At 35.1% G+C, this 21,228-nt stretch carries 24 protein-coding genes and 3 tRNA genes; 19 read left to right on the top strand and 8 right to left on the bottom strand.

Going from position 1 to position 21,228, the window contains the following annotated elements; all coding sequences use genetic code 11:
• The first annotated feature begins 22 nt into the window (after positions 1-22).
• The 8 genes from SACI_RS06120 to SACI_RS11640 are packed head-to-tail and all read left to right on the top strand — an operon-like array spanning position 23 to position 4,371.
• Positions 23-787 (top strand): ATP/GTP-binding protein, encoded by a 765-nt coding sequence (locus tag SACI_RS06120; protein WP_011278125.1) that lies wholly within the window; start codon positions 23-25, stop codon positions 785-787.
• 30 nt (positions 788-817) lie between these two features.
• Positions 818-1,555, top strand: coding sequence for a DNA polymerase sliding clamp (locus tag SACI_RS06115; RefSeq protein WP_011278124.1), 738 nt, complete (start codon positions 818-820; stop codon positions 1,553-1,555).
• Positions 1,521-2,489 (top strand): DNA primase small subunit PriS, encoded by a 969-nt coding sequence (gene priS / locus SACI_RS06110; RefSeq protein WP_011278123.1) that lies wholly within the window; start codon positions 1,521-1,523, stop codon positions 2,487-2,489. Before SACI_RS06115 ends, priS begins: the two co-directional genes overlap by 35 nt.
• Entirely contained in the window at positions 2,479-2,940 is a 462-nt protein-coding gene (locus SACI_RS06105) for a hypothetical protein (protein WP_011278122.1), read from the top strand. The genes priS and SACI_RS06105 overlap by 11 nt, the downstream gene beginning before the upstream one ends.
• The gene (locus SACI_RS06100) at positions 2,927-3,214 is read left to right on the top strand and encodes a 50S ribosomal protein L44e (protein ID WP_011278121.1); all 288 of its coding nucleotides are present in this window, start codon (positions 2,927-2,929) and stop codon (positions 3,212-3,214) included. Before SACI_RS06105 ends, SACI_RS06100 begins: the two co-directional genes overlap by 14 nt.
• Positions 3,211-3,411 (top strand): 30S ribosomal protein S27e, encoded by a 201-nt coding sequence (locus SACI_RS06095; protein ID WP_011278120.1) that lies wholly within the window; start codon positions 3,211-3,213, stop codon positions 3,409-3,411. The genes SACI_RS06100 and SACI_RS06095 overlap by 4 nt, the downstream gene beginning before the upstream one ends.
• 1 nt (position 3,412) lies before the next feature.
• Positions 3,413-4,204: a translation initiation factor IF-2 subunit alpha gene (locus SACI_RS06090; RefSeq protein ID WP_011278119.1), complete on the top strand. Its 792-nt coding sequence runs from the start codon at positions 3,413-3,415 to the stop codon at positions 4,202-4,204.
• Positions 4,201-4,371, top strand: a complete 171-nt coding sequence (locus SACI_RS11640) for an RNA-protein complex protein Nop10 (protein ID WP_011277169.1) — start codon at positions 4,201-4,203, stop codon at positions 4,369-4,371. The genes SACI_RS06090 and SACI_RS11640 overlap by 4 nt, the downstream gene beginning before the upstream one ends.
• On the opposite strand, the gene SACI_RS06085 is transcribed toward SACI_RS11640, so the two are convergent.
• Entirely contained in the window at positions 4,360-6,624 is a 2,265-nt protein-coding gene (locus SACI_RS06085) for an STT3 domain-containing protein (RefSeq protein ID WP_011278118.1), read from the bottom strand. The two genes, SACI_RS11640 and SACI_RS06085, sit on opposite strands and share 12 nt — an antisense overlap.
• 83 nt (positions 6,625-6,707) lie before the next feature.
• Between SACI_RS06085 and SACI_RS06080 the strand changes: the two genes are divergently transcribed.
• The 3 genes from SACI_RS06080 to SACI_RS06070 all read left to right on the top strand — a co-directional run bounded on the left by SACI_RS06080 (position 6,708) and on the right by SACI_RS06070 (position 8,640).
• Positions 6,708-6,781 (top strand) — tRNA-Ala (locus SACI_RS06080).
• Positions 6,782-7,184: 403 nt separating this feature from the next.
• Positions 7,185-7,994, top strand: a complete 810-nt coding sequence (locus tag SACI_RS06075) for a hypothetical protein (RefSeq protein WP_230937952.1) — start codon at positions 7,185-7,187, stop codon at positions 7,992-7,994.
• Position 7,995: 1 nt separating this feature from the next.
• A complete protein-coding gene (locus SACI_RS06070) occupies positions 7,996-8,640 on the top strand; it encodes a hypothetical protein (protein ID WP_011278116.1) in 645 nt (214 codons plus the stop codon).
• Between the two features lie 267 nt (positions 8,641-8,907).
• Here the strand turns inward: SACI_RS06070 and SACI_RS06065 are convergent, their stop codons facing one another.
• Positions 8,908-9,801, bottom strand: coding sequence for a hypothetical protein (locus tag SACI_RS06065; RefSeq protein ID WP_011278115.1), 894 nt, complete (start codon positions 9,799-9,801; stop codon positions 8,908-8,910).
• 424 nt (positions 9,802-10,225) lie between these two features.
• Here SACI_RS06065 and SACI_RS06060 point away from each other — a divergent pair, with 424 nt between their 5' ends.
• The 3 genes from SACI_RS06060 to SACI_RS06050 all read left to right on the top strand — a co-directional run bounded on the left by SACI_RS06060 (position 10,226) and on the right by SACI_RS06050 (position 12,193).
• A complete protein-coding gene (locus SACI_RS06060) occupies positions 10,226-10,846 on the top strand; it encodes a carbonic anhydrase (protein ID WP_230937953.1) in 621 nt (206 codons plus the stop codon).
• A 217-nt stretch (positions 10,847-11,063) separates the two neighbouring features.
• Positions 11,064-11,137: transfer RNA gene (locus tag SACI_RS06055), tRNA-Ile, on the top strand.
• A 15-nt stretch (positions 11,138-11,152) separates the two neighbouring features.
• Positions 11,153-12,193: a hypothetical protein gene (locus SACI_RS06050; protein ID WP_011278113.1), complete on the top strand. Its 1,041-nt coding sequence runs from the start codon at positions 11,153-11,155 to the stop codon at positions 12,191-12,193.
• Here SACI_RS06050 and sucD read toward each other — a convergent pair.
• From sucD to SACI_RS06030, 4 genes are read right to left on the bottom strand one after another with little or no spacing between them, the layout of a single operon-like run.
• Complete coding sequence (gene sucD, locus SACI_RS06045; protein WP_080504015.1) at positions 12,159-12,998, bottom strand: succinate--CoA ligase subunit alpha; 840 nt, start codon at positions 12,996-12,998, stop codon at positions 12,159-12,161. The genes SACI_RS06050 and sucD overlap by 35 nt on opposite strands.
• Positions 12,995-14,008, bottom strand: a complete 1,014-nt coding sequence (locus SACI_RS06040; protein WP_011278111.1) for a succinate--CoA ligase subunit beta — start codon at positions 14,006-14,008, stop codon at positions 12,995-12,997. Before SACI_RS06040 ends, sucD begins: the two co-directional genes overlap by 4 nt.
• Entirely contained in the window at positions 13,995-14,711 is a 717-nt protein-coding gene (locus SACI_RS06035) for a DNA endonuclease III (protein WP_011278110.1), read from the bottom strand. The genes SACI_RS06040 and SACI_RS06035 overlap by 14 nt, the downstream gene beginning before the upstream one ends.
• Positions 14,711-15,694 (bottom strand): UDP-N-acetylglucosamine--N-acetylmuramyl-(pentapeptide) pyrophosphoryl-undecaprenol N-acetylglucosamine transferase, encoded by a 984-nt coding sequence (locus tag SACI_RS06030; RefSeq protein ID WP_011278109.1) that lies wholly within the window; start codon positions 15,692-15,694, stop codon positions 14,711-14,713. The genes SACI_RS06035 and SACI_RS06030 overlap by 1 nt, the downstream gene beginning before the upstream one ends.
• 37 nt (positions 15,695-15,731) lie before the next feature.
• Between SACI_RS06030 and thrS the strand changes: the two genes are divergently transcribed.
• The 3 genes from thrS to SACI_RS06015 all read left to right on the top strand — a co-directional run bounded on the left by thrS (position 15,732) and on the right by SACI_RS06015 (position 18,799).
• Positions 15,732-17,381, top strand: a complete 1,650-nt coding sequence (thrS, locus tag SACI_RS06025) for a threonine--tRNA ligase (RefSeq protein ID WP_015385586.1) — start codon at positions 15,732-15,734, stop codon at positions 17,379-17,381.
• The gene (locus SACI_RS06020) at positions 17,378-17,845 is read left to right on the top strand and encodes a methylated-DNA--[protein]-cysteine S-methyltransferase (RefSeq protein ID WP_011278107.1); all 468 of its coding nucleotides are present in this window, start codon (positions 17,378-17,380) and stop codon (positions 17,843-17,845) included. The genes thrS and SACI_RS06020 overlap by 4 nt, the downstream gene beginning before the upstream one ends.
• A gap of 258 nt (positions 17,846-18,103) precedes the next feature.
• Positions 18,104-18,799 (top strand): nucleotidyltransferase family protein, encoded by a 696-nt coding sequence (locus SACI_RS06015; RefSeq protein ID WP_011278106.1) that lies wholly within the window; start codon positions 18,104-18,106, stop codon positions 18,797-18,799.
• Here SACI_RS06015 and SACI_RS06010 read toward each other — a convergent pair.
• Positions 18,786-18,989 carry a hypothetical protein gene (locus tag SACI_RS06010; RefSeq protein WP_015385585.1) on the bottom strand — a complete coding sequence of 68 codons (204 nt, stop codon included), beginning with the start codon at positions 18,987-18,989 and terminating at the stop codon, positions 18,786-18,788. The genes SACI_RS06015 and SACI_RS06010 overlap by 14 nt on opposite strands.
• Positions 18,990-19,075: 86 nt before the next feature.
• Between SACI_RS06010 and SACI_RS06005 the strand changes: the two genes are divergently transcribed.
• Positions 19,076-19,150, top strand: a tRNA-Thr gene (locus SACI_RS06005).
• Positions 19,151-19,406: 256 nt separating this feature from the next.
• Here the strand turns inward: SACI_RS06005 and SACI_RS06000 are convergent.
• Positions 19,407-19,805, bottom strand: a complete 399-nt coding sequence (locus SACI_RS06000) for an acyl-CoA thioesterase (protein ID WP_015385584.1) — start codon at positions 19,803-19,805, stop codon at positions 19,407-19,409.
• 225 nt (positions 19,806-20,030) lie between these two features.
• Between SACI_RS06000 and SACI_RS05995 the strand changes: the two genes are divergently transcribed.
• Entirely contained in the window at positions 20,031-21,218 is a 1,188-nt protein-coding gene (locus SACI_RS05995; RefSeq protein ID WP_011278104.1) for an MFS transporter, read from the top strand.
• Positions 21,219-21,228 lie beyond the last annotated feature (10 nt).

Here is a 21,228-nt window from a genome sequence, read left to right as displayed (position 1 = left end):
CAAGCTTTTAAGATTAAAAGAAATGTACTTTATATTTGTACTAGGAACTGCAGGTTCAGGTAAGACCACTTTAGTTAAGGCTTTACAAGATTATTTGTTAAACAATGAGTTAGACACAGCAATAATTAACCTAGATCCAGCAGTGGAAGTATTGCCTTACAAACCAGATATCGATGCCAGAGAGTACGTTGATGTATATGATGTGATGAATAAGTACGAATTAGGTCCTAATTCCTCACTAGTGATTTCCGTAGATCTACTCTTAACTAAAGCTAAAGAGCTCAAAGAAGATCTAAATCAGCTTCAAGCCAATTACGTTTTAGTTGACACTCCTGGTCAAATAGAACTTTTTGCATACAGGGACACAGGTAAAATATTATCATCGTTTATAAGTGAAGGAAGTAAATCGGTTTCAGTTTTCCTATTCGACTCATATTTAAGCAAAGACCCTAAGAGCTTTCTATCTTTGTTTCTATTATCTAGCTCTATAAAATTCAGAATTGATATGCCACAGATATCAGTATTATCTAAGGTTGACCTCCTAAGTAGTAGTGAATTAGAGAGGATGAGGAGTTGGATTGAAGATGGATCTATAATAGATGAATTAGGTTCCATTGATGAATATTCTTTTGAGCTTGTAAAGACTATCGTGGAGAACTTAGAGAGTTTTCCTATCCCTGTATCTTCAACTAATTTCAGTGGATTAGACCAATTATATGCCGAAGTTCAAAAGGTCTTAGCTGGGGGAGAGGATTTTGAAACAGAGGAACCGAACCCCAGGCTTTAAAATTTTAACATAAATTATATTTTACTTGACATGAAAGTTAAAGTAGTAGATGCCTTAGGGTTTTCTTACATTTTTAAGACTTTATCGCAGTATGTGAGCGAGGCAACTCTTCTGTTTGGTAATGATGGGTTCAAAGTTAAGGGAATGGATCCTTCTAAGGTTGTTTATATCGACATATTCGTGCCTAAAGATTACTTTGAGGAATATAATCTGGAAAACGAGATGAAAATTGGTGTGAGCTTGAAGGACGTTAATGAAGTAATAAAAAACGTATCTAAGGAAGACATATTATATTTAGAACTTGAAAAAGATAAGATCATGTTTACATTAGACGGCGAGTACCTAAGAACGTTTTCTTTACCCGTCTTATCTCCTGATGAGGTTGAAACTCCAAGTATAAATCTCGAATTTCCATTTAGAGCTAATATACTGACTTCCACCTTTGGTGATCTTTTGGACGAATTTGACCAAATAGGGGGTGACTCAATCAGGTTTAAAGCACAGAACGGAAAACTTTATCTTTCTGTGATGGGCGATATGGGAGAATCTATTGTGGAGCTTAGCTTAGAAAATGGTGGCTTGTTGGAAAGTACAGGAACTGATGCAGAGAGTTTGTACGGTCTTGAGCATGTTTCAAACACTACTAAGATGAGAAGACCTTCGGATACGTTAGAAATTGCATTTGGTTCGCAATTACCATTAAAATTAAGATATAATCTTCCAAAAGGGGGTTATGCAGATTTCTATATCGCTCCAAGGTCAGAGTAAGATTATTTATCAGATTTTTAGAAGTTATTACGAGAATGCTGTATTAGATTTACCACAAGATATAGAGCTTAGGGAATTCGCATATCAACCCTTCAATTCTGACACGTACGTCAGGCATTTAACCTTTTCAAGTGTGGACGAATTAAGAAGTTTCATTTTGTCTAATGTTCCACTTCATTTGTATTTCTCAGCAGCAAGATACCAGATTCCATCTGCCAAAGAAATGGAGCAGAAAGGTTGGTTAGGATCCGATCTACTATTCGATCTTGATGCTGATGATATATGTGAGATTAATGTAAGAAGGTTTTGTAGCGGAATGGAGATTTTATCTGAGACCTGCGATGGTGAGGTTAGGGAGATAAGTGAAATTACAGTTGATTGTATTAATAGAGTTTTTGAAAATGCTCTAGTTTTAAAGGATATTCTGATACAGGACTTTGGGCTTAAACCTAGGATCTTCTTCTCTGGAAACAGGGGGTTCCACATTAGAGTAGATTGTTATAATGAATGGGCGAATCTGGATTCAGAGGATAGAAGGGAGATAGCTGAATATATAATGTCTCCTTCTCCGCCTTATGAGTCAAATTCTGAATCAGGCCCTGGATGGTTGGGCAGATTTGCTAGAGGTATAAATGGAGTTAAGATAGACGAACAAGTCACTGTAGATCCTAAAAGATTGGTGAGAATACCTGGCTCCCTGAATGGTAAAGCAGGTCTTAAAGTTATTGAAATTGTAAATGATAAGTTTGAATATGACGAGTATCTATCTCCTTTTGAGGGAATTGTAGCATTTCAATCTAACCTTTCAGGAAAATTTAATGTATTAGGACATGAAATTCAATTGAGGAGAGGAGAAATAACCAAACTATCAGCAAAAACTGGAGTTTATTTAGCACTCAAGGGCTATGGGGTGATAAAAGCACATGTTAGATGAAATGGTAATGAATGAGCTTAGGAAAGAAGAGGAGATCTCTGAAATACGCACAGAGGACTTAGAAAAATATATTCATAACCTGAGAAAACTTAGAGTAAAATTTGCTGATGATATTCATAAAGCTGAAGTTTCTGTTTATGAAGAATTGGCAGAATCACTTTTTGAATTAAGAATTTCTAAAGTTGTAGAGTCCATTCAGCCTAAAGGATTCGACAAAGAATTACTAGGTCTAATTTCTATGATGAAAAATATTTATAAGAATTATCTATCTGGTAATTACTATACTAAAGACGGAAAAATATTGTGCAAAGTTGTAAATCCACTTACCTATAACAACATCACGTTAAATTCTGGTGATTTTATTCTTCTACCTCTACATCTTGTCCTATTACTATCGACCGCTGGATTTATTACTCCTTTAGAAGTAGTGAATAGGGATGAAAGTTCCTAAAGTTATTAAGACCTATTGCCCTAAGTGTAAGACCCATACTGAGCACTCAGTCTCACTATACAAAGGTGGCAAAAGAAGGAGTTTAGCTGAAGGTCAGAGAAGATATGAGAGAAAGAATGTAGGTTACGGTAGCAAGAGAAAACCAGAGCAAAAAAGATTTGCAAAGACGACTAAGAAACAAACATTAGTGCTAAAATGCCAGAAATGTAGTTATACTATTGTAAAGGAAGGTATGAGGTTAAAGAAGTTAGAGTTGGTAGAGGTGGTCAAATGAAGGCAAAGTTTAAAATTCTTATACCGGAGCCCAAGAGCAAATTTATCAGAGTTAAATGTAGGCAATGCAATAATGAACAGGTGATATTCTCTAACGCCACATTTCCAGTAAGGTGTTTATCGTGTGGGGCTCAAATCGTAATCCCCAAGGGTGGTAAAGCAAAAATAGAGGGAGATACAGTAAGAATACTAGGTTAAAATGATATACAACAGAAACAAGTTCCCATCAGACGGAGAAGTTTTAGTTGCAACGGTAAAACAGATTTTTGATTATGGAAGTTATGTTTATTTAGACGAGTATTCTAATCTCCAAGCTTTTCTACCTTGGAGTGAGATAAGCAGTAGATGGGTAAAAAATATTCGAGATGTATTAAAAGAAGATAGAAAAATAGTTGTAAAAGTAATAAGAATAGATAGGAAAAAAGGAACAGTTGACGTTTCCCTTAAAAAAGTTACAGAAGACGAAAAGAAGAAAAAGATGATGTTATGGAAGAAGACACAAAGAGTTGATAAGATATTGGAAATAGTTTCACAAAAATTAGGTAAAAAAGAAGACGAGGCGTGGAGAGACATTGCCTTTAAATTGGAGGAGAAATACGGAAATGCCTTTGACAGCCTTTTGAAAGCCTATAAGGAGGGAGATAAGATACTTAAAGATGCCGGAGTTCCAGACATATGGATAAAACCACTGATGGAAGAGATAGGTAAACACATTGAAGAGAAAAAAGTGAAAGCCAGTGATGTAATATCGTTAAGGACTATTGATCCTGGTGGTGTTGAAAAAATCAAAAAAGTAATTGACACTGCAGTTGAAAAAATAGATGACCTTGATGTAGAAGTTAAAATATATACAATAGGTGCTCCCAGGTATAGGATTGATGTGATAGGTACAGATCAGAAGTTGGTATCAAATGCTTTACAGGAACTAATCAACTTGATTAAGGAGATAAGCCAGCATGAAAACGTAACGTTTTCGGTGGTTAAGAAGTGAAATCCAAAATAAGAAGATGTAATAAAGACTATACTTATACGATGAGCGAAAGATGTCCTACTTGTGGTGAAAAGACATTCATACCAATACCTCCTCGTTTTTCTCCCGTCGATAAATATGTAAAATATAGAATCGAATTAAAAAAGGGTGTAAAGTTAAGCTGTTGAAATTGTAGGTGGAATTATAACGTTTGGCATAACGAATTGATATATATAGACCATAATGTATACTATAGCTTCTCCTCCTAATGCGTTAGTTACGGATAAGGGGAACAATGCTATATACACTGGTTTAAAGTACATTAGATTCACTCTAGGTAAGAGGGCATTGGGATTGTATAACGATGTAGAAGAAGATTGAAGTAATTGAGATAAACTAATAGAGAATGGTGCTTGCACAGGTCCTTGATTCAAGGACTGGATAGCCTCAATGAACATACTACCTATCAAGGAATTATAGGTCTTTGGTGTCCATGCCATAGGTAGCGAGTTGGCTATAATTGAAGCCAATTGAGAATTGTACTGTGCGGCATAACTTGCTGTCTCATTTATATATGTGGTATTTACATAACTGTTTGTATTGTATCCTGCTATTGTAGTCATTGCTCCAATGGCTTTTGCTATATCACCTAGGCTAGTTGTGTATCCGATGAAAGTACCTGGAAAGTTAGTGGGATAGCCTATAAACCATACAGGGTATTGATTGTTAACTATATATTCTGTGACAGCATCATAGGCTACTATGTAAACTGGTCTAGTATAATTTGGATTTCCATAAGGATATAAATGAAAATCATTCTCTAGCACATTAACTGCAAAGCTCTCGTTATTAAGGAACATCTCTGCCATTAATTTTATCTGGGTACCGTTCAACGTGTTATTCTCATCTATAACTGTTCTATTTCCTACAGCATGTATCCAATATCCATAGTCCCACCAGCTTAATATAAACGCATTATTTGGAGTGTTTTGATTTATCCAATCAAGTGCAGAAATCCAAGCGTAGTTGGTTGTCAAGTACGATGTTGAGGAATTAATTAGTGCTTGAGGTGCATACGATGCCTCTACAGCTATACCTGCATCAGCTAATAAGGCAACTCCAATTAAGGTCAGCATTAGTATTGGCGCTATCCTTATTTTCCTTTCCATGAATCTGGAAAAAAGTTCAGCGACAGCTACTCCTGCCAATGCTGCTACTATATATATTGTATAATTAAACAGATAGGGCTGCTCTGAAGTTCCGTATATGCTTGCAGCTCCAAGAACCACTAACCATATTCCAGCCATATCTTGTTTTCTTGTAAGTAAAAAGTAAATTCCAATAATTGAAAGGAAAAGACCTATTCCAAAATCTTGAATCATAGCTGCGATAGATTGTGGAATATATTCTGCTACTGTCCTATCTATTGGAACTGTAAATTGGAAGAATGGATTTATTATAGCGTAGTATCTACTTGGTATAAGTTGTACTTTAAATGCAACTGATCCTAAGACTACAAGGGATACGAGAAGTATTATTGCTGCTCCTATTACTATGTTCTTAGAATCTACAATATCCTTAGGCAGAACTCTTCTTAGATATAGGTCTAAATATAAGAATAGTGGAATTATAAGTAATGCTAAACCGTGAGCTACTTCAGACATGAATCCTATAGTGTTAGGAGAGAGAGATGTTAGAAAAGCTGCTGTTATTCCTGAGATAGTTAATGTTTTCGCAGAGATTTCATCATTTTTATTAAATAGTACTATCAGAAATGCAGCTATAGCTAAACTTATGTCTATATAGGTATATCCTCCCCAAGTTATGTTTGCTAAGAAAATCATTATACCTGCAGGTATTCCGTACAATGGTTTCTTCTTTTTGATTGCTAAACTAAGGAAATATATTGTGAAAAGTACAAAGACGCCTCCCCATGACGTCTTAGGTAGGCTTCCGAGAATATTCTTATAGGTTAATGATGGAGTGAACGCTGTAATTGCAGCAGCTATATATCCACCTACTCTACTATTCGTAATAGATTCTACTGCTAAAAACGCTGCTACTACACCTATTCCGTCAAGCACTATAGGAGATACAAGAGTTAGCGTATAAACGATGTTTTGACCAAATATTGAGTAGAAAGGTACTGAAAATAATGCTACTAAAAATGGGAGTCCTATTGTATTTTCGAGCTCGATAAAGTAACCCCAGGGGAACCATGCATGTACATCTGGGGGCACAGCATACCAGTTACCTCCTGCTTTAACAATTAATAAAGCGTTATAAAAGAGGTACCACGAGTCAAACCCATTTATAGTTTGAGGGAACGCAGTAATGCTAATGATTCGTATAAGTATTGAGAATAGTGCTAGAGATCCAATAATTATAGCATCGAGAAATTTAAACTTATCAATTCTAGCCAGTATACTAGTACTTTGCATCAGATAAGTAGTTTATTTAATATTTATAAGCTTAATCCAGTGGACAAAATTTTTATTTTGGACAACTTAACATACATAACAATGGGCCGGTAGCTCAGCCTGGAAGAGTGCTTGGCTTGCAACCGAGAGGTCCCGGGTTCAAATCCCGGCCGGTCCACTGTGGGGGTGTCCCCAACACCCCCAATGCTAATGTAAGTTTCCACGATCTTGTCCAAAGAGCCTATATAATGCTATTTTACTAGCTGAGAACAGATTAAGTCTAGCTCCAATATTATCCTCTTTATTAAATTTGTCGTATATGTATGTCCATTAATAAATATTTTGAATGATTTAACAGTATCAAACCCGACGGAAATAGTCAATTTAATACGAAATTATATATAAAGTTTACTCTGAATATTTTTTACTTAAAACCACATATTATTAATAGTATAACATTATTTACCTACAAGAATTTTAATATAGAGAGAATGGTATCTACATGTTGTAAAAACTTTCCAGAGAAAAAAAAAAAGCTATAAAAATATAATTTATAATTGATGAAGTACTTCCACCAGATTATGAGATTATTAGTGGTGACTACTATTCTAATACTATCTCAACTGGCACTAAGCAACCAAATAACACAAGGAAGTACAGGGGATCCGATTCCCACTATAAATACTCAGAATGTTACAGCCGTAGTTATAACAAACTGGTTACCGTATAATGCCAGTAATAAATATATTTTATCTGCCGATCAAGTAAGCGTCTATTTTGGCAATGGTATAAAGCTATTGGATGGCCAAGTGTTGCTACCTGTATTTGTGGTTAATTATGGAAGAGTCGCAGCTAGTGGTGGATGTTGGTATGAAGATGATGGAGGATTAAGTGATCCTAACGGACCTACAATGGTCCAATATATAAACATAACAAATCAGCCATCTAACACTTTTATTTATGAAGTGAGTCCCAATAACTATTGGGAATATAATGTGACTGGAACCACTAGCCAGAGTACGCAGCTTTCATTAAGCCTAAACGTTATGAACGAAGCTGGTGTATCTCTTACCTCGGGTGTTAGTGAAACATTCTATATATATAATATTGTAGGCCAGACATATCTACCAACAGGAACTAATCCAAACTATGTAGAAGGATGGAAATGGGCACTTAATCAGCCAGGCACTAATTCCGAAGCTCAAACTGACTGGAAATGGCCTACAAATACTATCATATTGACACCTGCAATGCAATCAACAAACGGCTATTATAATGCGTATCCTATTAACTTCGTAGCAATGACGATAGGTAATTTCTGGGATTCATGTTATCCTTGGAGTACTCAGTCGGTAGGAGCAGGATGGACTATCTATTTAGGAGGTGGTTAATGTGAATACCTGGAAAATAATTTCATTAGCATTAATTGTAATAGTGGTGATCGAAAGTGTTTTCTTATTTACTACTATTCAGCAAAGTAGAAGTACTTCCGGTAGTAATACTGTTATAACTCCTGTGGAGGCTTCTTCACCTATTTATCGACAAAACCCTTTAGTAGGTCAGTATCCTTTCCTAATAAAAAGCGGAATTAAGTTCTATAACTTAACTAATCTTACCATAGTTACAGCTTTCGTAATATTAAATATATCAAAGATTGAAGTAAGTAAGGACTGGTTCTTACTTTACTCGCCAATAAATCCCAGTAGTGTGGTTCCAAGTTCATTTTTAAATAATCCGTTACTTAATATATCGCTGATCAATGCGACTGTATTTTATATGAATGGACATGAGTACCTTAACATCACAATAAAGGTTTACAAACCTGCAATAAATGAACTTTCAAGTGGAGGTTCAACTTTTCTACTAGATAATGGTTCAGCAAGGTCAGCCACAGTATTAGATCCACTCTATAGGACTACTTTCCTGTGTGTGGTTTTTAAGCCTTTAAACCAATCAGAAGTAGAGCTTGAATTCTACGTTACCCCTGTAAAGAATTCAGGAGGAGTACTAACTCCTTTGTATACACCGAATGATTGAGATAAATTATTTTTTCTATCAAGTGATATTGTTTTTTGTATAATTAAGTCCTACACTATTTCTAAATATGGTCTTTATTTACAGTAACTACATAGTTATCATACCCTGTAATTTATGTTTCCTTCTGTACATAACAAGTTATAACTAACTTAGACCTTATTCCTCACTAGGTATACCACCAGCGGCGATGAATATAAAAGTTTGTAAATTAGAAAAATTACCTGATATAAAACTATATTTCCCTCTTAGTGATTAATTGAGTTTATTCTATATGAGAATTGATATTAAAGAGCATATTGATAAGAAGTACTCTGATGTTTCTGGATTGATAGCAAAGAGTACTGGGATTATAATACCACTAGTTGAGCCTATGTTCTGTGCTATTCTAAGGTTCTCAGTCCTTTCGCCTTTACTGATAAGATACCGTGGTACTACTGCTGTTAGGCTTAGAGAAAATGGGGCAAACATCAGGACTGCGTAAGGAAATATTGTAAATGTGAGTACTCCAGTTATGAGTGTTGTAGTTGAGGCTAACACTGTTGCTAATTTGTAACCAATATTAGCTCCTACTAAAGGCAATAGGATATAAGTAAATATGGAAAGGATATATGATGGGAGTAGGAGGTTAACTAACCCTTCTTTTTCCAGTATGGAAGGGATAACTTGTAGTAGAAACCCTGGTGTCATTGCTGAAAAGTAGAGGAGTAATGAGGTAAATTTTACTGAGTTCCTCTTCTTTCCCTCTTGTACTTTTCTTTCACTTTTTCTTTCAAATTTTTTAATACCTATTTCTCTTATACCGAGTAGAGAAGCGGCTATGATTATTATTCCACTTAATATGTTTATCTCATTCCAATTGTGTATTAGGGAGTATGATATGTAGGATAGTAGCCATCCTATACTTCTTCCTGCTGTTGTTATTCCGGTCATTAGGTTTGATTTAGAGGCTTTATCTAGAGCGTAGGTTATTGTGAGCCCAAATATTATCCCTATAAGAAACCTTACAATAAAGAGAAGGTTTATTTCGTCTTGTAAAATTGTCAGTATTCCCAGTATAATAAAGGGTATTGAAAATGATTTAACGTGGGTGTAAATGAACCCACCAACTACTCTTGATAGGTATGGTAGAGAGAGTATAAGAAAGACCTCCCAATAGGGCAAGTACTTACTTAGGTCATTAACAAAAAAAACTTGGGTATGTTAATACATATGTGGTAAGAGAATAAGCTAGTACAGATAAAAAAGAAAAAGGCATCATCTTTATTTTATCACTTTTTCTCTGGATATGTCCGTTTAACGTCTCCTGCCTAAGAAATTTAGGTACTTTGTAAAGTTTTCTCATCGATATAGGTGTTTTTAAAAATATGGGATAGTTGGCAGAAAGAGATTTTTGAGAAAAACATACAAATAAGTAAGATAGAAGGATAGAGTTAATCGTTTATGAAATTACAATCTATAATTGAATGAATTCTATTACATATCACTATTTTTGTAGAAGATAACAGAATTTTATGAATAAAATTAAATAAAATTAAAATTATAATTTTGGAAAAACTTATAACATCTAAGTAATAATACTATCTTGATGAAACTAGTTATATCTTGTATGGATAGAAGATTAAATAGATATTTAGCAGAAAATTTCAATGACTCCATTGTTATTAGGAACGCTGGGGCTAATGTAAATTCTCTTAAAACAACTCTAATCAAGTACAAAAATCTCATTGACGAAGTTGTGCTTTTACCTCACACAGATTGTGGAGCAATGAAAGTAGTATACTCAAATATAGTTGAAGGTAAGAAAGCCACTTCCACAGCTGTAGAAGATAAATTAATTAAACAGTTTACTAAGACGAAATTTTCTAGCCTTAATGAACTTGAAGGGTTAAATCTAAAACTTCAGGAAGAGAATCTCAGAAAAATATTTTCAGCACCAGTTAGAGCAGAGTTGATTGACGTCAATAAAATATCCTTTGAACAGTCAAAGGAACCTTTCTCAGTTTATGTCACTTCCCCGGGTAAGCCTATAGATTTAGGGTCAAGCGTTTACATCATTTCGTCGGACGAGAGTGAAGTTTGGGACAGTCTAGATATTGCTATATACGTGATGAGAATTAACAAAATAAAGAGTGAGAATCAAAATCTCTTAGATCAAGTAAGAAATAGATACCCATCTATAGCTGTAGAAAAACTAAGTAACAGATAATTTAGCCAGTAGTAAAAGTAGATAGGATATTTAATTTTGATCTATTAATAATTACGTGTATATTTATGATGAGCGATGGGCGGCTTGATTTGTGAAGACATATTGACCTAAAAGCTGAAATATTGTGATTTGAAAGATCTGCACAAACAGGTGAAGTTATTTTTACGTCTACGGAATGACCATAAGTCTTTTAAAACTAAGTTTCTATGATATAAATGGGCCCGTAGCTTAGCCTGGTAGAGCGTCCGGCTGATAACCGGAAGGCCGTGGGTTCAAATCCCACCGGGCCCATGAGAGGGTCCTCCAATGCAGTTCCTCCCCATACTTTTCGTTCTATTAGCATCAGGAAGTTTCTTATCTTACACATTAAGTTCCTATGCCATAGGAAATGGTACAGCGAATATCTATCATTATGTACTTAATGCGACATCCACAGGGACTGAATATAATGTAAGTGTGTTTCTGAACTGGAGTTATTCTAATCTCTATGAGTACGTAAATAAATATGATTACTCAACATTTCATAAAAATTTTCAGGTACCAGATCTATATTATATATTTTATCATAGTAATCCATCTACCTTAGCATACATCCTCCTTTTCAATAATGTCACGTTAACTACTTATAATCTAGGAGGTAACCAGATTCCTGCAATAAAATTCTACAATGGCGATAATTATCTAACTGTTTCAGCTCAATACGGTGTAATGCTACAAGGATTTGCCAAGAACTATGCAGGTCCTTCAGCTGGTACCTTAAATGTATCAATATCACTAAATAGCTACAAGAACTTACCAAGTTTCGTAAGTAATGCAAACATGTACACATTAAACGTGAGTTTTATGCCTAACCCCTCTGCTTTAAGTTATACATTATATCTAGTCTCCCCTGAGGCTAAGATATCAGGCTCAAATATGTATGTTAGTAAGGAGATATCTATAGCATATCTGAGTATCTTATCAAAAGGGTTTACCACTATAATTATACCTTCAGCTTACAGCATCGTGAGACCGATTGGAGAAGTTATAATTAATCAGACCAATTATTATTACTTTTATCTTAACGGCACTCTAACTTATTATGGAACTTACTTTACACCTAAATATTATAATTCTACCACTCCTTTCACAATAGATACGATTGGGAAATACATTGTTATTTTTTTCCCTACTGGTGGTAATATAACAGTATTTCTGAATAACGGAAATAATCCTCTATATGGAGTAAAAGTTACAGGGGAAACAGGAAATAAAAATACGCCCTTAAGCTTATATCTTATTATTATAGGAGTAGTTATAGTATTGGTTGTTGCTATAATAGTTCTAAGATTTCGTAAGGTGTTTTAGCAACTGGTATTCCAGCATTCTTGAAGGCATTTATTTTACTATCAAATGTACCCATACCCATATAAACTACTGCTCCTGCATGTCCCATTCTTTTCTCTCTTGGTGCTGTCATTCCTGCAATATAAGCAATCATTTTCTTCTTAATTTTCCCTTCTTTCTTGAGCTTGGCAACTCTTTCCTCCATAGTACCTCCTATTTCTCCTATTACAATAATCTCTTCAGTTTCAGGGTCTTGGTCAAACATCTGAACTACTTCGTCCATAGTTGTTCCTATTATTGGATCTCCTCCTATTCCTATGACTGTTGACTGTCCGATATGCTTTATGGTCTCAGATATCTCGTAGGTTAATGTACCGGATCTAGAAACTATTCCAATCTTTCCTTTCCTAAAGGGTCTGGGCGGTAGTATTCCCAGTAAGGCTTCATCCGGAACTATTAAACCAGGACAGTTAGGTCCAATAATTCTAGTACCCTTTAATTTAGCATACTTAGATATTCTTAACATGTCAAGGACTGGTATATGCTCAGTTATCACTACTATGAGCTTTATACCGTTATCTATGGCTTCATATACTGCATCAGTTGCGAATTTTGCAGGGACAAATATTATACTTGCATCTATTTCATGTTCTTTAACTGCGTCTGCAACTGTATCATAAACAGGAACGTTGTTAACTTTTGTTCCTCCCTTTCCTGGAGTAACTCCTGCAACGATTTTTGTTCCGTATTTGAGCATTCTCTCTGTATGGAAAGACCCTTCTCTTCCAGTTATCCCTTGAACTAGAACTCTTGTGTTCTTATTTATGAGCGTAGAGCATCACCTATACAACTTCTTGCATCTTCATATACGGGTATCCCATTCTCCCTTAAAATTCTTCTCCCTTCTTCCTCATTTGTCCCAACTAATCTAACGTAAATGGGGATTTTCACGATTTTTAAAGCTTCAACTATCCCCATAGCTACTTCGTCACATCTTGTTATACCAGAGTATATGTTCATAACAATTTTCTTTACTTTCTTGTTAGACGCAATATTTATAATAGCTTCCTTAACTCTCTCTCTTCCTGCTCCACCTCCTATGTCAAAGAAGTCTGCAGGATTCCCACCCATAATTTTGACCATGTCCATTGTAGCCATAGTTAATCCTGCCCCATTACCAATTATTCCAACATCACCGTCTAGCTCCACATAGTTTGATTCTGCGGGTTTTCTTCCTAATTTCTGTATTAAGTCTTCATGTCTAAATAGCGCGTTATCCTCAAGAATGACCTTTGAGTCCAATGCTATTATTTTACCGTCATTCGTTACTGCCAATGGATTAATCTCGGCAAGTTCAGCGTCGAATTCGGTGATAAGCCTGTAAAGTCCTTTTAAGATAGGTTCTATTCCTTTTACACCTAAGTATTTTTCTATATTATAGACGTCGTAACTCCTTATGCCTCTCTCCATGGGTATGTGAAATATTTTAACATTACTATTGCTCTCTATATCGATTCCTCCTTCTGTAGAAGCAGCGATAATCGGCTCAGCTGTATCCCTATCAATAAGAGCTGATATATATAGCTCTCTGGTGTGCGGAATAAATTCTTCCACTAGAAACTTTTGAATGCCCAATTTTTTCATTTCTGCAATAGTCTGTTCTACGTTATCAGTAACTTTAACAAGACCCCTTTTTCCTCTAGCTCCTTCCAGTAGTTGCGCCTTCACTACAGCTTTACCATCCCACTTTATAGGAGAATCCGTTACAACTCCTTTAGGTATTGGAATACCTACAGCCTTAAATAGCTCCTTTCCCTCATACTCATACAGTTTCAAGTCGTTTCACGGAATTATATTTACAGATCTCCTTAAATATACAACTGTTGCATTTTGGGTTTTGATTACTGCAAAAAGACTTTCCTACGGAAACTATTCCTGCATGAAATAATTTTATTTTGTATAAATCGTGACCACAAATATATTCTCCCAAGAGTCTGGCATCATTTTTGCTCAGTCTAATACCAGCGAGTCTACTTAAAACTCGTTTAGAGTATTCCGATCTTGGAAAAAGTGGTATATTCCCTGCGAATAGTAGTATGGCTTCTTTTGTCTCGTCACCAATTCCCTCTATATTGGATAATAATTCCGGGGAAACAACTAGGCGATGAATTCCTATTTCTTTCACTAGCATGGCGAGGTTTTTTAATCTTTTAGCCTTTGCCCTCCTAAAGTTAACTTTCTTAATTAATTCTTCTATTTCACTTTCTTCCAAGGAGGCGAGGTCTTCAATTCTTCTTATACCTCTCTCTTTTAATTTTTTAAGAACTTCCCTCACTGTTTCCCATCTAGTCAATTGAACTAAGATAGAGGAGACTAGTATATCATCTATGGTCTCTAATCCGTCCCACCATCGCGGAGAGGAAGGATCACTCACTATCCATCCCACATTTGAAAGTAAATCCTTATTTTTTTCTAGTATAAGAAATATTTCTTCAGTTCGCAGTGACCTCTTCACTCTCTCTGTTAGCGCTCGTCTCATCACTCTCTAAGAAATTCTGCTAATTCACTTAAAATTATATCTATTAGCTTTGGTGTACCTATTTCGAATTGGTTAGGTTTTCTAACATTTTGGATACTATCTTCTAGTACTTTAATACTGTCCCAGGTCGAGGGATCGTCTAAAAATGTGGCTCCTAGTATTTTAGAATACAGAATTGTGTCCTGTTTAGTTGTTGCACTTTTCCAGTCTTTGTTATAAACTATTATTGTAGGCTTACCGTACATTACAACTGATTCCATTGCAGTTTTACCCTGATGTGTTATAACTAACTCAGCATTCGCAATATATCTTTCAATGTCTTTGTCAAAAGAGAAGAACGACCAATCAGGCTTCTTTTCTATGTAAGGGGTTGGATCAACTTTACCTGTCTGTATCACAAACTTATAATTCCCCCTTAAATTAAGTAGGGAATCGAATAGTTTTTTAAATCCCATACTCCCTGTGGTAACAAGTATGTAACCCTTATTTTCCGATTTATACTTAGGCTTTTCTACTATAGGACCAACTACTACTCCATTATCGTATAACCCTTTTTGTTCATTCCAATGTAAGAAAACATGACGGGAAAATTTAGAGAGTACAGATACTGTTTTACCTCTTGTAATAATTCTGTCTTGGCTCTCTGTTACATAAAGTGCACTTCCCTTTATTTTCTGAAACATAGCAGGAATAAGAGAATGGTTTGAGCCCGTTGCTATGGTGGCTAAATATTTCGGTATCTTACCACTTTCAATAATGATTTTCAGAAAGTTTCTCATTAATACTATATTTCCTTGTCCAGGATCCTTTCCCTTTTTTACATAGTATAATTTTCTAGCGTAATCGAGTAACATATCTTTGCTAAATCGGTCATTTTCGGGTATTACAAAATCTGGTTTAAAAGGAAGATATTCAGCAATAGCTCTAGCGAAGCCAGTGTGCCCTCCTCCACTGGCGATAATCAGTAATGGGTTGTCGATCATTAAAGTATATTATTCACTTTTAGATAAAATGCCTAACATGGAAAGTTATAAAGAGGTATGGTTAAAAGCAGGTTTGATATACGCGTTAAATTTGCTTTCATCCGGTAATTTGAAACCTGTTGAAATAGGACTAGGTGAAAGATACTTTTATGTGGATATTGACTCTCCTGATATACTAACTCTAGATGAAGCAAAGGATTTCGCTAAGTATAATCAATACGACTACCAGTTAGTAGAGGACAATCGGGGCTCAATTACTGTAGTTTACAATGGGCATCAAATAAAGCTAAATGGGGGTAAACCAAATCAAAATGTCCACCCTAAATACTTTCAGATATTGAGTATATCTGTTCATCATCCCTCACCCGAGAAACAGTATGTTCGAGTGTTAGGTGTTGGATTTGAAAAGGAGGAACAATTAAAGGACTATCTCAATTGGTTGGAGAAAGTATCAGAATACGACCATAGAATTATAGGTGATAGACTAGACCTGTTTAGCTTTCCTGAAGAGGCACCTCCAGGAGTTGTGCTGTTTCATCCAAATGGACAAATTATAAGGAAGGAAATGATGAGATTCATGGAAGAGATAAACGATAGTATGGGGTATAAGGAGGTTTACACTTCTCATGTTTACAGGTCTTTATTATGGAAGATTAGCGGTCACTATGACTATTACAAGGATAAGATGTTACTTTTTGAAATTGATAATGATGAGGAGCTTGGAATTAAACCCATGAATTGTCCAGCTCATATATTGATTTACAAGAGTAAGGTAAGAAGTTATAAGGATTTACCAATTAGATTTTCTGAATTTGGTCATGTGTATAGGTGGGAGAAAAAAGGTGAATTGTATGGTCTACTTAGGGTTAGGGGATTCACTCAGGACGATGGGCATATCTTCCTTAGAGAAGATCAAATTAAGGACGAAATAAAATTACTAATGAAGAAGACATTAGATGTTCTAGCCATATTTGGTTTCAAGGGAGATGATGTCAGAGTGAATTTAAGCACAAGACCTGATGAAAGTATAGGAACTGATGAGCAATGGAATAAAGCTACTGATGCATTGATAAGTGCATTGAACGAGCTTAACATTAAGTACGAAGTTAAAGAAAAAGAGGGAGCATTTTATGGTCCTAAAATAGATTTCGACATCAGAGATAGTTTATCCAGGTGGTGGCAATTATCCACTATTCAGGTTGACTTTAACTTACCTGAAAGATTTAAACTAGAGTATGTGGATAAGGACGGAAGTAAAAAAAGACCTGTAATGGTTCACAGGGCAATATACGGATCTATAGATAGGTTTATGGCAATTTTATTAGAGCATTTTAGGGGTAAGTTACCAACTTGGCTTTCTCCGATACAGGTGAGAGTACTTCCTATTACCGATGAGATAGAGGATTACGGTAATTCCCTAATGGCAAAGCTTAGAGAAAATAAAATAAGAGTCGATATGGACAGCGGGGAGGAGACTTTGTCAAAAAGAATTAAGAAAGCATACGATGATGGTGTTCCTTACCTAATTATAGTGGGAAGAAAGGAGAAAGATGAAGGTAAGGTTACTGTTAGAGCAAGAGGAAATATAGAGATAAGGGGCATAAATGTGGAAAAATTTGTCCAAGCTTTAGTTGAAGAGATAAGGAATAAAGATTTGAATCAGAGTGCTGTAAGTAAATTGAAATGATAGTATATGGCGTTTATAATAGTCCTTTAGGGACAATTACGGTGGCTAAAAATGAACGTGGAATAATTATGTTGGATTTTTGTGATTGTGCAGAGAGAAATCTTGTGGATAATTCTACTTTCACAGACCTTTTTCATAAGTTCGATAATTATTTCCAAGGAAAACCAGTTGAGTTTAACGAAACTGTAGATCTATTTGTGAATAATTTCAGAAGGAGAGTCTTTAATGAAGTGAGGAGAATAGGATGGGGGAAAGTAAAAACGTATAAAGAGATTGCTGAAACATTGAAAACGTCACCTAGAGCTGTTGGTATGGCTTTATCAAAGAATCCTGTTCTTTTAATTATCCCTTGCCATAGAATCATAGCAGAGAGCGGTTTAGGTGGATTCTCAAGAGGTATTGAGCTCAAAAAGAAACTCTTAGAGCTAGAAGGAGTTAACATTGAGGCGCTTGTAAGAGGTTAAGTAAGGTATATTGTAATAATTTCTATAATATTAGATTTTTTATTTTTAAGCTTAATTTACCAGTTAAAATTACCTAATATAAAGGTTTTCAGATATTTTTAATATCCTCTAGTTTATCGTTATTTGGAGAATTCAGCATATAGTTTAATTCAGTATATACTAAATTTCAATCTTTATCCTACACCATATATCTCCTTATTACGTTCTCTAATAGTGAATAATTTTTTATATTTATGTCTTAAATTGATAGAGAATCATATGAAAGCTGTTATTTTAGCTGGTGGCTACGGAAAAAGACTTAGACCTTTGACTGACGAGAAGCCCAAACCTTTAGTTGAGATCGGTGGTAAACCTATTTTAGAATGGCAGATCCTCCTTCTGAAGAGGTATAAAATATCATCAGTTTACATTTTAGCTGGATACAAGAAAGAGGTGCTACTTGACTGGGTATCAAAGAACCAAGAAAGATTGGAGGTAAAATTGGCAATCCTTTCGGAGACCGAGCCCCTTGGTACTGGAGGTGCTATAAAGAGATTAGAGGATTTCATAAAAGAGCCCTTTTACGTTTTAAACGGCGATATTATTACAAATTTAGATCTAGATAAACTGAAGATTAGTGAAGATTCTGATGATTTAGCGTCAATTGCGTTAGTACCACTTAAAAGTCCTTATGGAATAATTAGAATGAAGGATGGTGGAAAAATAATCGAGTTCGTTGAAAAACCTATAATAAAGGATTACTGGATTAATGCAGGTATATATTACATGAAGCCCCAAATCTTTGAATTTCTACCAGTTAAAGGTGATGTGGAAAAAACTACATTTCCCTTGTTGGCTGAAAAGGGTATTTTATCTGGTAAAACCTATGATAGCGTATATTGGCGTTCTATCGACACTTTAAAGGACTATGAAGAGGCTGGTCAGGAGGTTTCTGAAGTCTTCAAGAACTTATAATTTCCACGTCTTCCTCGTCATTAAAGTCCTTGTACCATTTTTCAAATGCTTTTTCTGTACCTAGATCTCTAATATCCCTCAAGAACTTCTTTTCCATTTTATTTAAAAGTTCCTCACAATCTGTGGGTAAATTATCTTTTACAATCATTAGTACCCTCTTCACAATCTTTGTCATTTCCTCTTCTTGCATATCCTTTGTTCTAAAAATATCAGAGTCTCGGAGGACTGAAAATAAGGTGAAAAACTTAAAAAGAATGTATAATTTATTTCATATATGCCGCGGTAGCTCAGCCTGGCTAGAGCGTTGCCCTGGTAAGGCAAAGGTCCCGGGTTCAAATCCCGGCCGCGGCTTACTTTTACAATAATTGAAAGTTAGTCTCTTTGTGTAGATTTGACATAAGTAATGTTGTGTGTGAAATTTAGTAAAAGTTTGTGTAAAAAATCCCCAAGTTAGGACCTAATCTACTTCACGCATTAATTAACTATTTGTGATAAGTTACTTCTGTATTTTTCTATAATTTAATGGAATTCGACTCAGTTATCATGATTTGTATCATTAATTTAGTTTATTGAAACCAGTTATCCTAGGTATTTTTAGGTTATTCTACTAAGCTAATTTACTTAATATTTCATTCGGGATGTCGACGGCTTTCCAAATTTTTGGATTTATTGCAACTTGAGTTAAATTGCCTTCTGTAGTAAGTTCTCCTTTCCTAATAATTTTAAGATCGAATTTTATAACTTTGCTAGATAGGATTTTTGGGGTCAACAATATTGTAAGTTTATCTCCAAGTTTAACCGGTTTGTGATAGGTAGCATGTGACTCTACCATAACAAACCATAATTCATCATTCACAATAGGATATGGTATTCCTACTTTTTCATGAATGAACTTTTCAATAGTGTTCGTAAAAAATCTATAATAAGATGCATAATGCGCTATTCCTTGTGCATCAGTATCATAAATCCTAACAACTTCCTCAAAAACATACTCAACAGATTGCATAATCACAATTAATATGGCTGACAAAAATATTTGATTATATAAAAAATCATTCTCAGTAAAAATCTATGTTATAAGGTTTAACCTTCTATGTGATTCTCTTATTTTATAGAGAGACGTATCTAGCATTGCATACTACTATTAGTAACCTCATAACATGTATCTCACATTATATTTACGCTTAAGGAAGAGGTAGGTTTTTTAACAATTAGTATGTTGTAAAATTTTATGAAGTACAAGATACTTACACTGACTTCAATATCTCATTTCATAAATGACGGAAATTCGTGGTTTCTACCAGTATCCTTTACTTTTCTCATAGAATATCTCGATATTTCAAAGTTTCTAGTAGGTGTGTTGAGCGGTATATTTTTCGGAGTCTCGGCACTAGCCTCACCATTAGTTACTAGACTTGTTGATAGGTCTAATACTCATGCTAGAATAATGGGTCTAGGAATATTATTATGGGGTTTTGGCTTGATACTGTTTGGCAGTTCAATCTCCATTAATTCTCTTCCACTCATGATTCTAGCTGTGGCAATAGCAGGCTTCTCTTCGGCATTTTACCACCCTTTAGGTGCAGCTATATTGTCCATAACATATAAGGGAAATGCAGGTACTGCATTAGGGATTAATGGATCCATGGGTAGTTTAGGCAGGGCTATATATCCTACATTAATGCTGGCAATATTTGGATTTTTCTATAGGAATATGTTTCTAACGTCATTAATACTGGGTGTAATTTCCATTTTAGCATCATTACCTTCCTTTTTTGCCAATATTCAACTTGACACTAGAAAAGATGACTCAGCAAATATAAAATCAAACACGAGTAACAGTAGTTTTTCAATAGTAGCAATAATTCTTCTTACAATTTCTGCCCTTTTGAGAAGTATATTTACACAAGGCATATCTCAGTTTCTTCCTACATTATTAGTGGGAAGTTTTGACTATTCCTACTCTGTTAATTTGGGAGAGGCATTGAGTATAGCGTTATCAGCAGCTGTGGTCGGTCAACCTATTTTAGGTCTTTTGTCTGATAGGGTAGGTAGGAGATCAATATATGGTATTTCATCAGTTGGTGCTGTAATCTCGTTTTTATTATTTTTGCGAATTCCGAATATAGTATTCTTGTGTATCTTTGGATTTTTTACTTTTAGTGCGTTTCCGCTAATGTTATCTTTGGTAGGGGATTTTGTTCCGAGAAATTCAACGAGTTTTGCAAACTCGATAGTCTGGGGATTAGGGGTTACAGGAGGAGGCGTTATAGGACCTATATTAATGGGGTCTTTATCACAGGTTTCAAATCTAATATTCGCCAGTGAAATACTAAGTATAGTTGGAGTTATATCTGCCTTAGTTGTTCCATTTATTCCAAAACCACCTAAGAAAAGCAAGGTTCCGTTATTTGGATAATTAAGTTATG

This window comes from Sulfolobus acidocaldarius DSM 639 (assembly GCF_000012285.1).
GTDB lineage: Archaea > Thermoproteota > Thermoprotei_A > Sulfolobales > Sulfolobaceae > Sulfolobus > Sulfolobus acidocaldarius.
Note: the sequence above shows the minus strand (reverse complement) of the source record. Positions and strands in the feature narration are given on the sequence as shown.

Excerpts from the sequence above, each read along its gene's own strand:
- SACI_RS06120 (WP_011278125.1), top strand. The coding sequence starts at position 23 with ATGTACTTTATATTTGTACTAGGAACTGCAGGTTCAGGTAAGACCACT.
- SACI_RS06115 (WP_011278124.1), top strand. The coding sequence starts at position 818 with ATGAAAGTTAAAGTAGTAGATGCCTTAGGGTTTTCTTACATTTTTAAG.
- priS (WP_011278123.1), top strand. The coding sequence starts at position 1,521 with ATGCAGATTTCTATATCGCTCCAAGGTCAGAGTAAGATTATTTATCAG.
- SACI_RS06105 (WP_011278122.1), top strand. The coding sequence starts at position 2,479 with ATGTTAGATGAAATGGTAATGAATGAGCTTAGGAAAGAAGAGGAGATC.
- SACI_RS06100 (WP_011278121.1), top strand. The coding sequence starts at position 2,927 with ATGAAAGTTCCTAAAGTTATTAAGACCTATTGCCCTAAGTGTAAGACC.
- SACI_RS06095 (WP_011278120.1), top strand. The coding sequence starts at position 3,211 with ATGAAGGCAAAGTTTAAAATTCTTATACCGGAGCCCAAGAGCAAATTT.
- SACI_RS06090 (WP_011278119.1), top strand. The coding sequence starts at position 3,413 with ATGATATACAACAGAAACAAGTTCCCATCAGACGGAGAAGTTTTAGTT.
- SACI_RS06085 (WP_011278118.1), bottom strand. The coding sequence starts at position 6,624 with ATGCAAAGTACTAGTATACTGGCTAGAATTGATAAGTTTAAATTTCTC.
- SACI_RS06075 (WP_230937952.1), top strand. The coding sequence starts at position 7,185 with ATGAGATTATTAGTGGTGACTACTATTCTAATACTATCTCAACTGGCA.
- SACI_RS06060 (WP_230937953.1), top strand. The coding sequence starts at position 10,226 with ATGAAACTAGTTATATCTTGTATGGATAGAAGATTAAATAGATATTTA.
- SACI_RS06050 (WP_011278113.1), top strand. The coding sequence starts at position 11,153 with ATGCAGTTCCTCCCCATACTTTTCGTTCTATTAGCATCAGGAAGTTTC.
- SACI_RS06035 (WP_011278110.1), bottom strand. The coding sequence starts at position 14,711 with ATGAGACGAGCGCTAACAGAGAGAGTGAAGAGGTCACTGCGAACTGAA.
- SACI_RS06030 (WP_011278109.1), bottom strand. The coding sequence starts at position 15,694 with ATGATCGACAACCCATTACTGATTATCGCCAGTGGAGGAGGGCACACT.
- thrS (WP_015385586.1), top strand. The coding sequence starts at position 15,732 with ATGGAAAGTTATAAAGAGGTATGGTTAAAAGCAGGTTTGATATACGCG.
- SACI_RS06020 (WP_011278107.1), top strand. The coding sequence starts at position 17,378 with ATGATAGTATATGGCGTTTATAATAGTCCTTTAGGGACAATTACGGTG.
- SACI_RS06015 (WP_011278106.1), top strand. The coding sequence starts at position 18,104 with ATGAAAGCTGTTATTTTAGCTGGTGGCTACGGAAAAAGACTTAGACCT.
- SACI_RS06010 (WP_015385585.1), bottom strand. The coding sequence starts at position 18,989 with ATGCAAGAAGAGGAAATGACAAAGATTGTGAAGAGGGTACTAATGATT.
- SACI_RS06000 (WP_015385584.1), bottom strand. The coding sequence starts at position 19,805 with ATGCAATCTGTTGAGTATGTTTTTGAGGAAGTTGTTAGGATTTATGAT.
- SACI_RS05995 (WP_011278104.1), top strand. The coding sequence starts at position 20,031 with ATGAAGTACAAGATACTTACACTGACTTCAATATCTCATTTCATAAAT.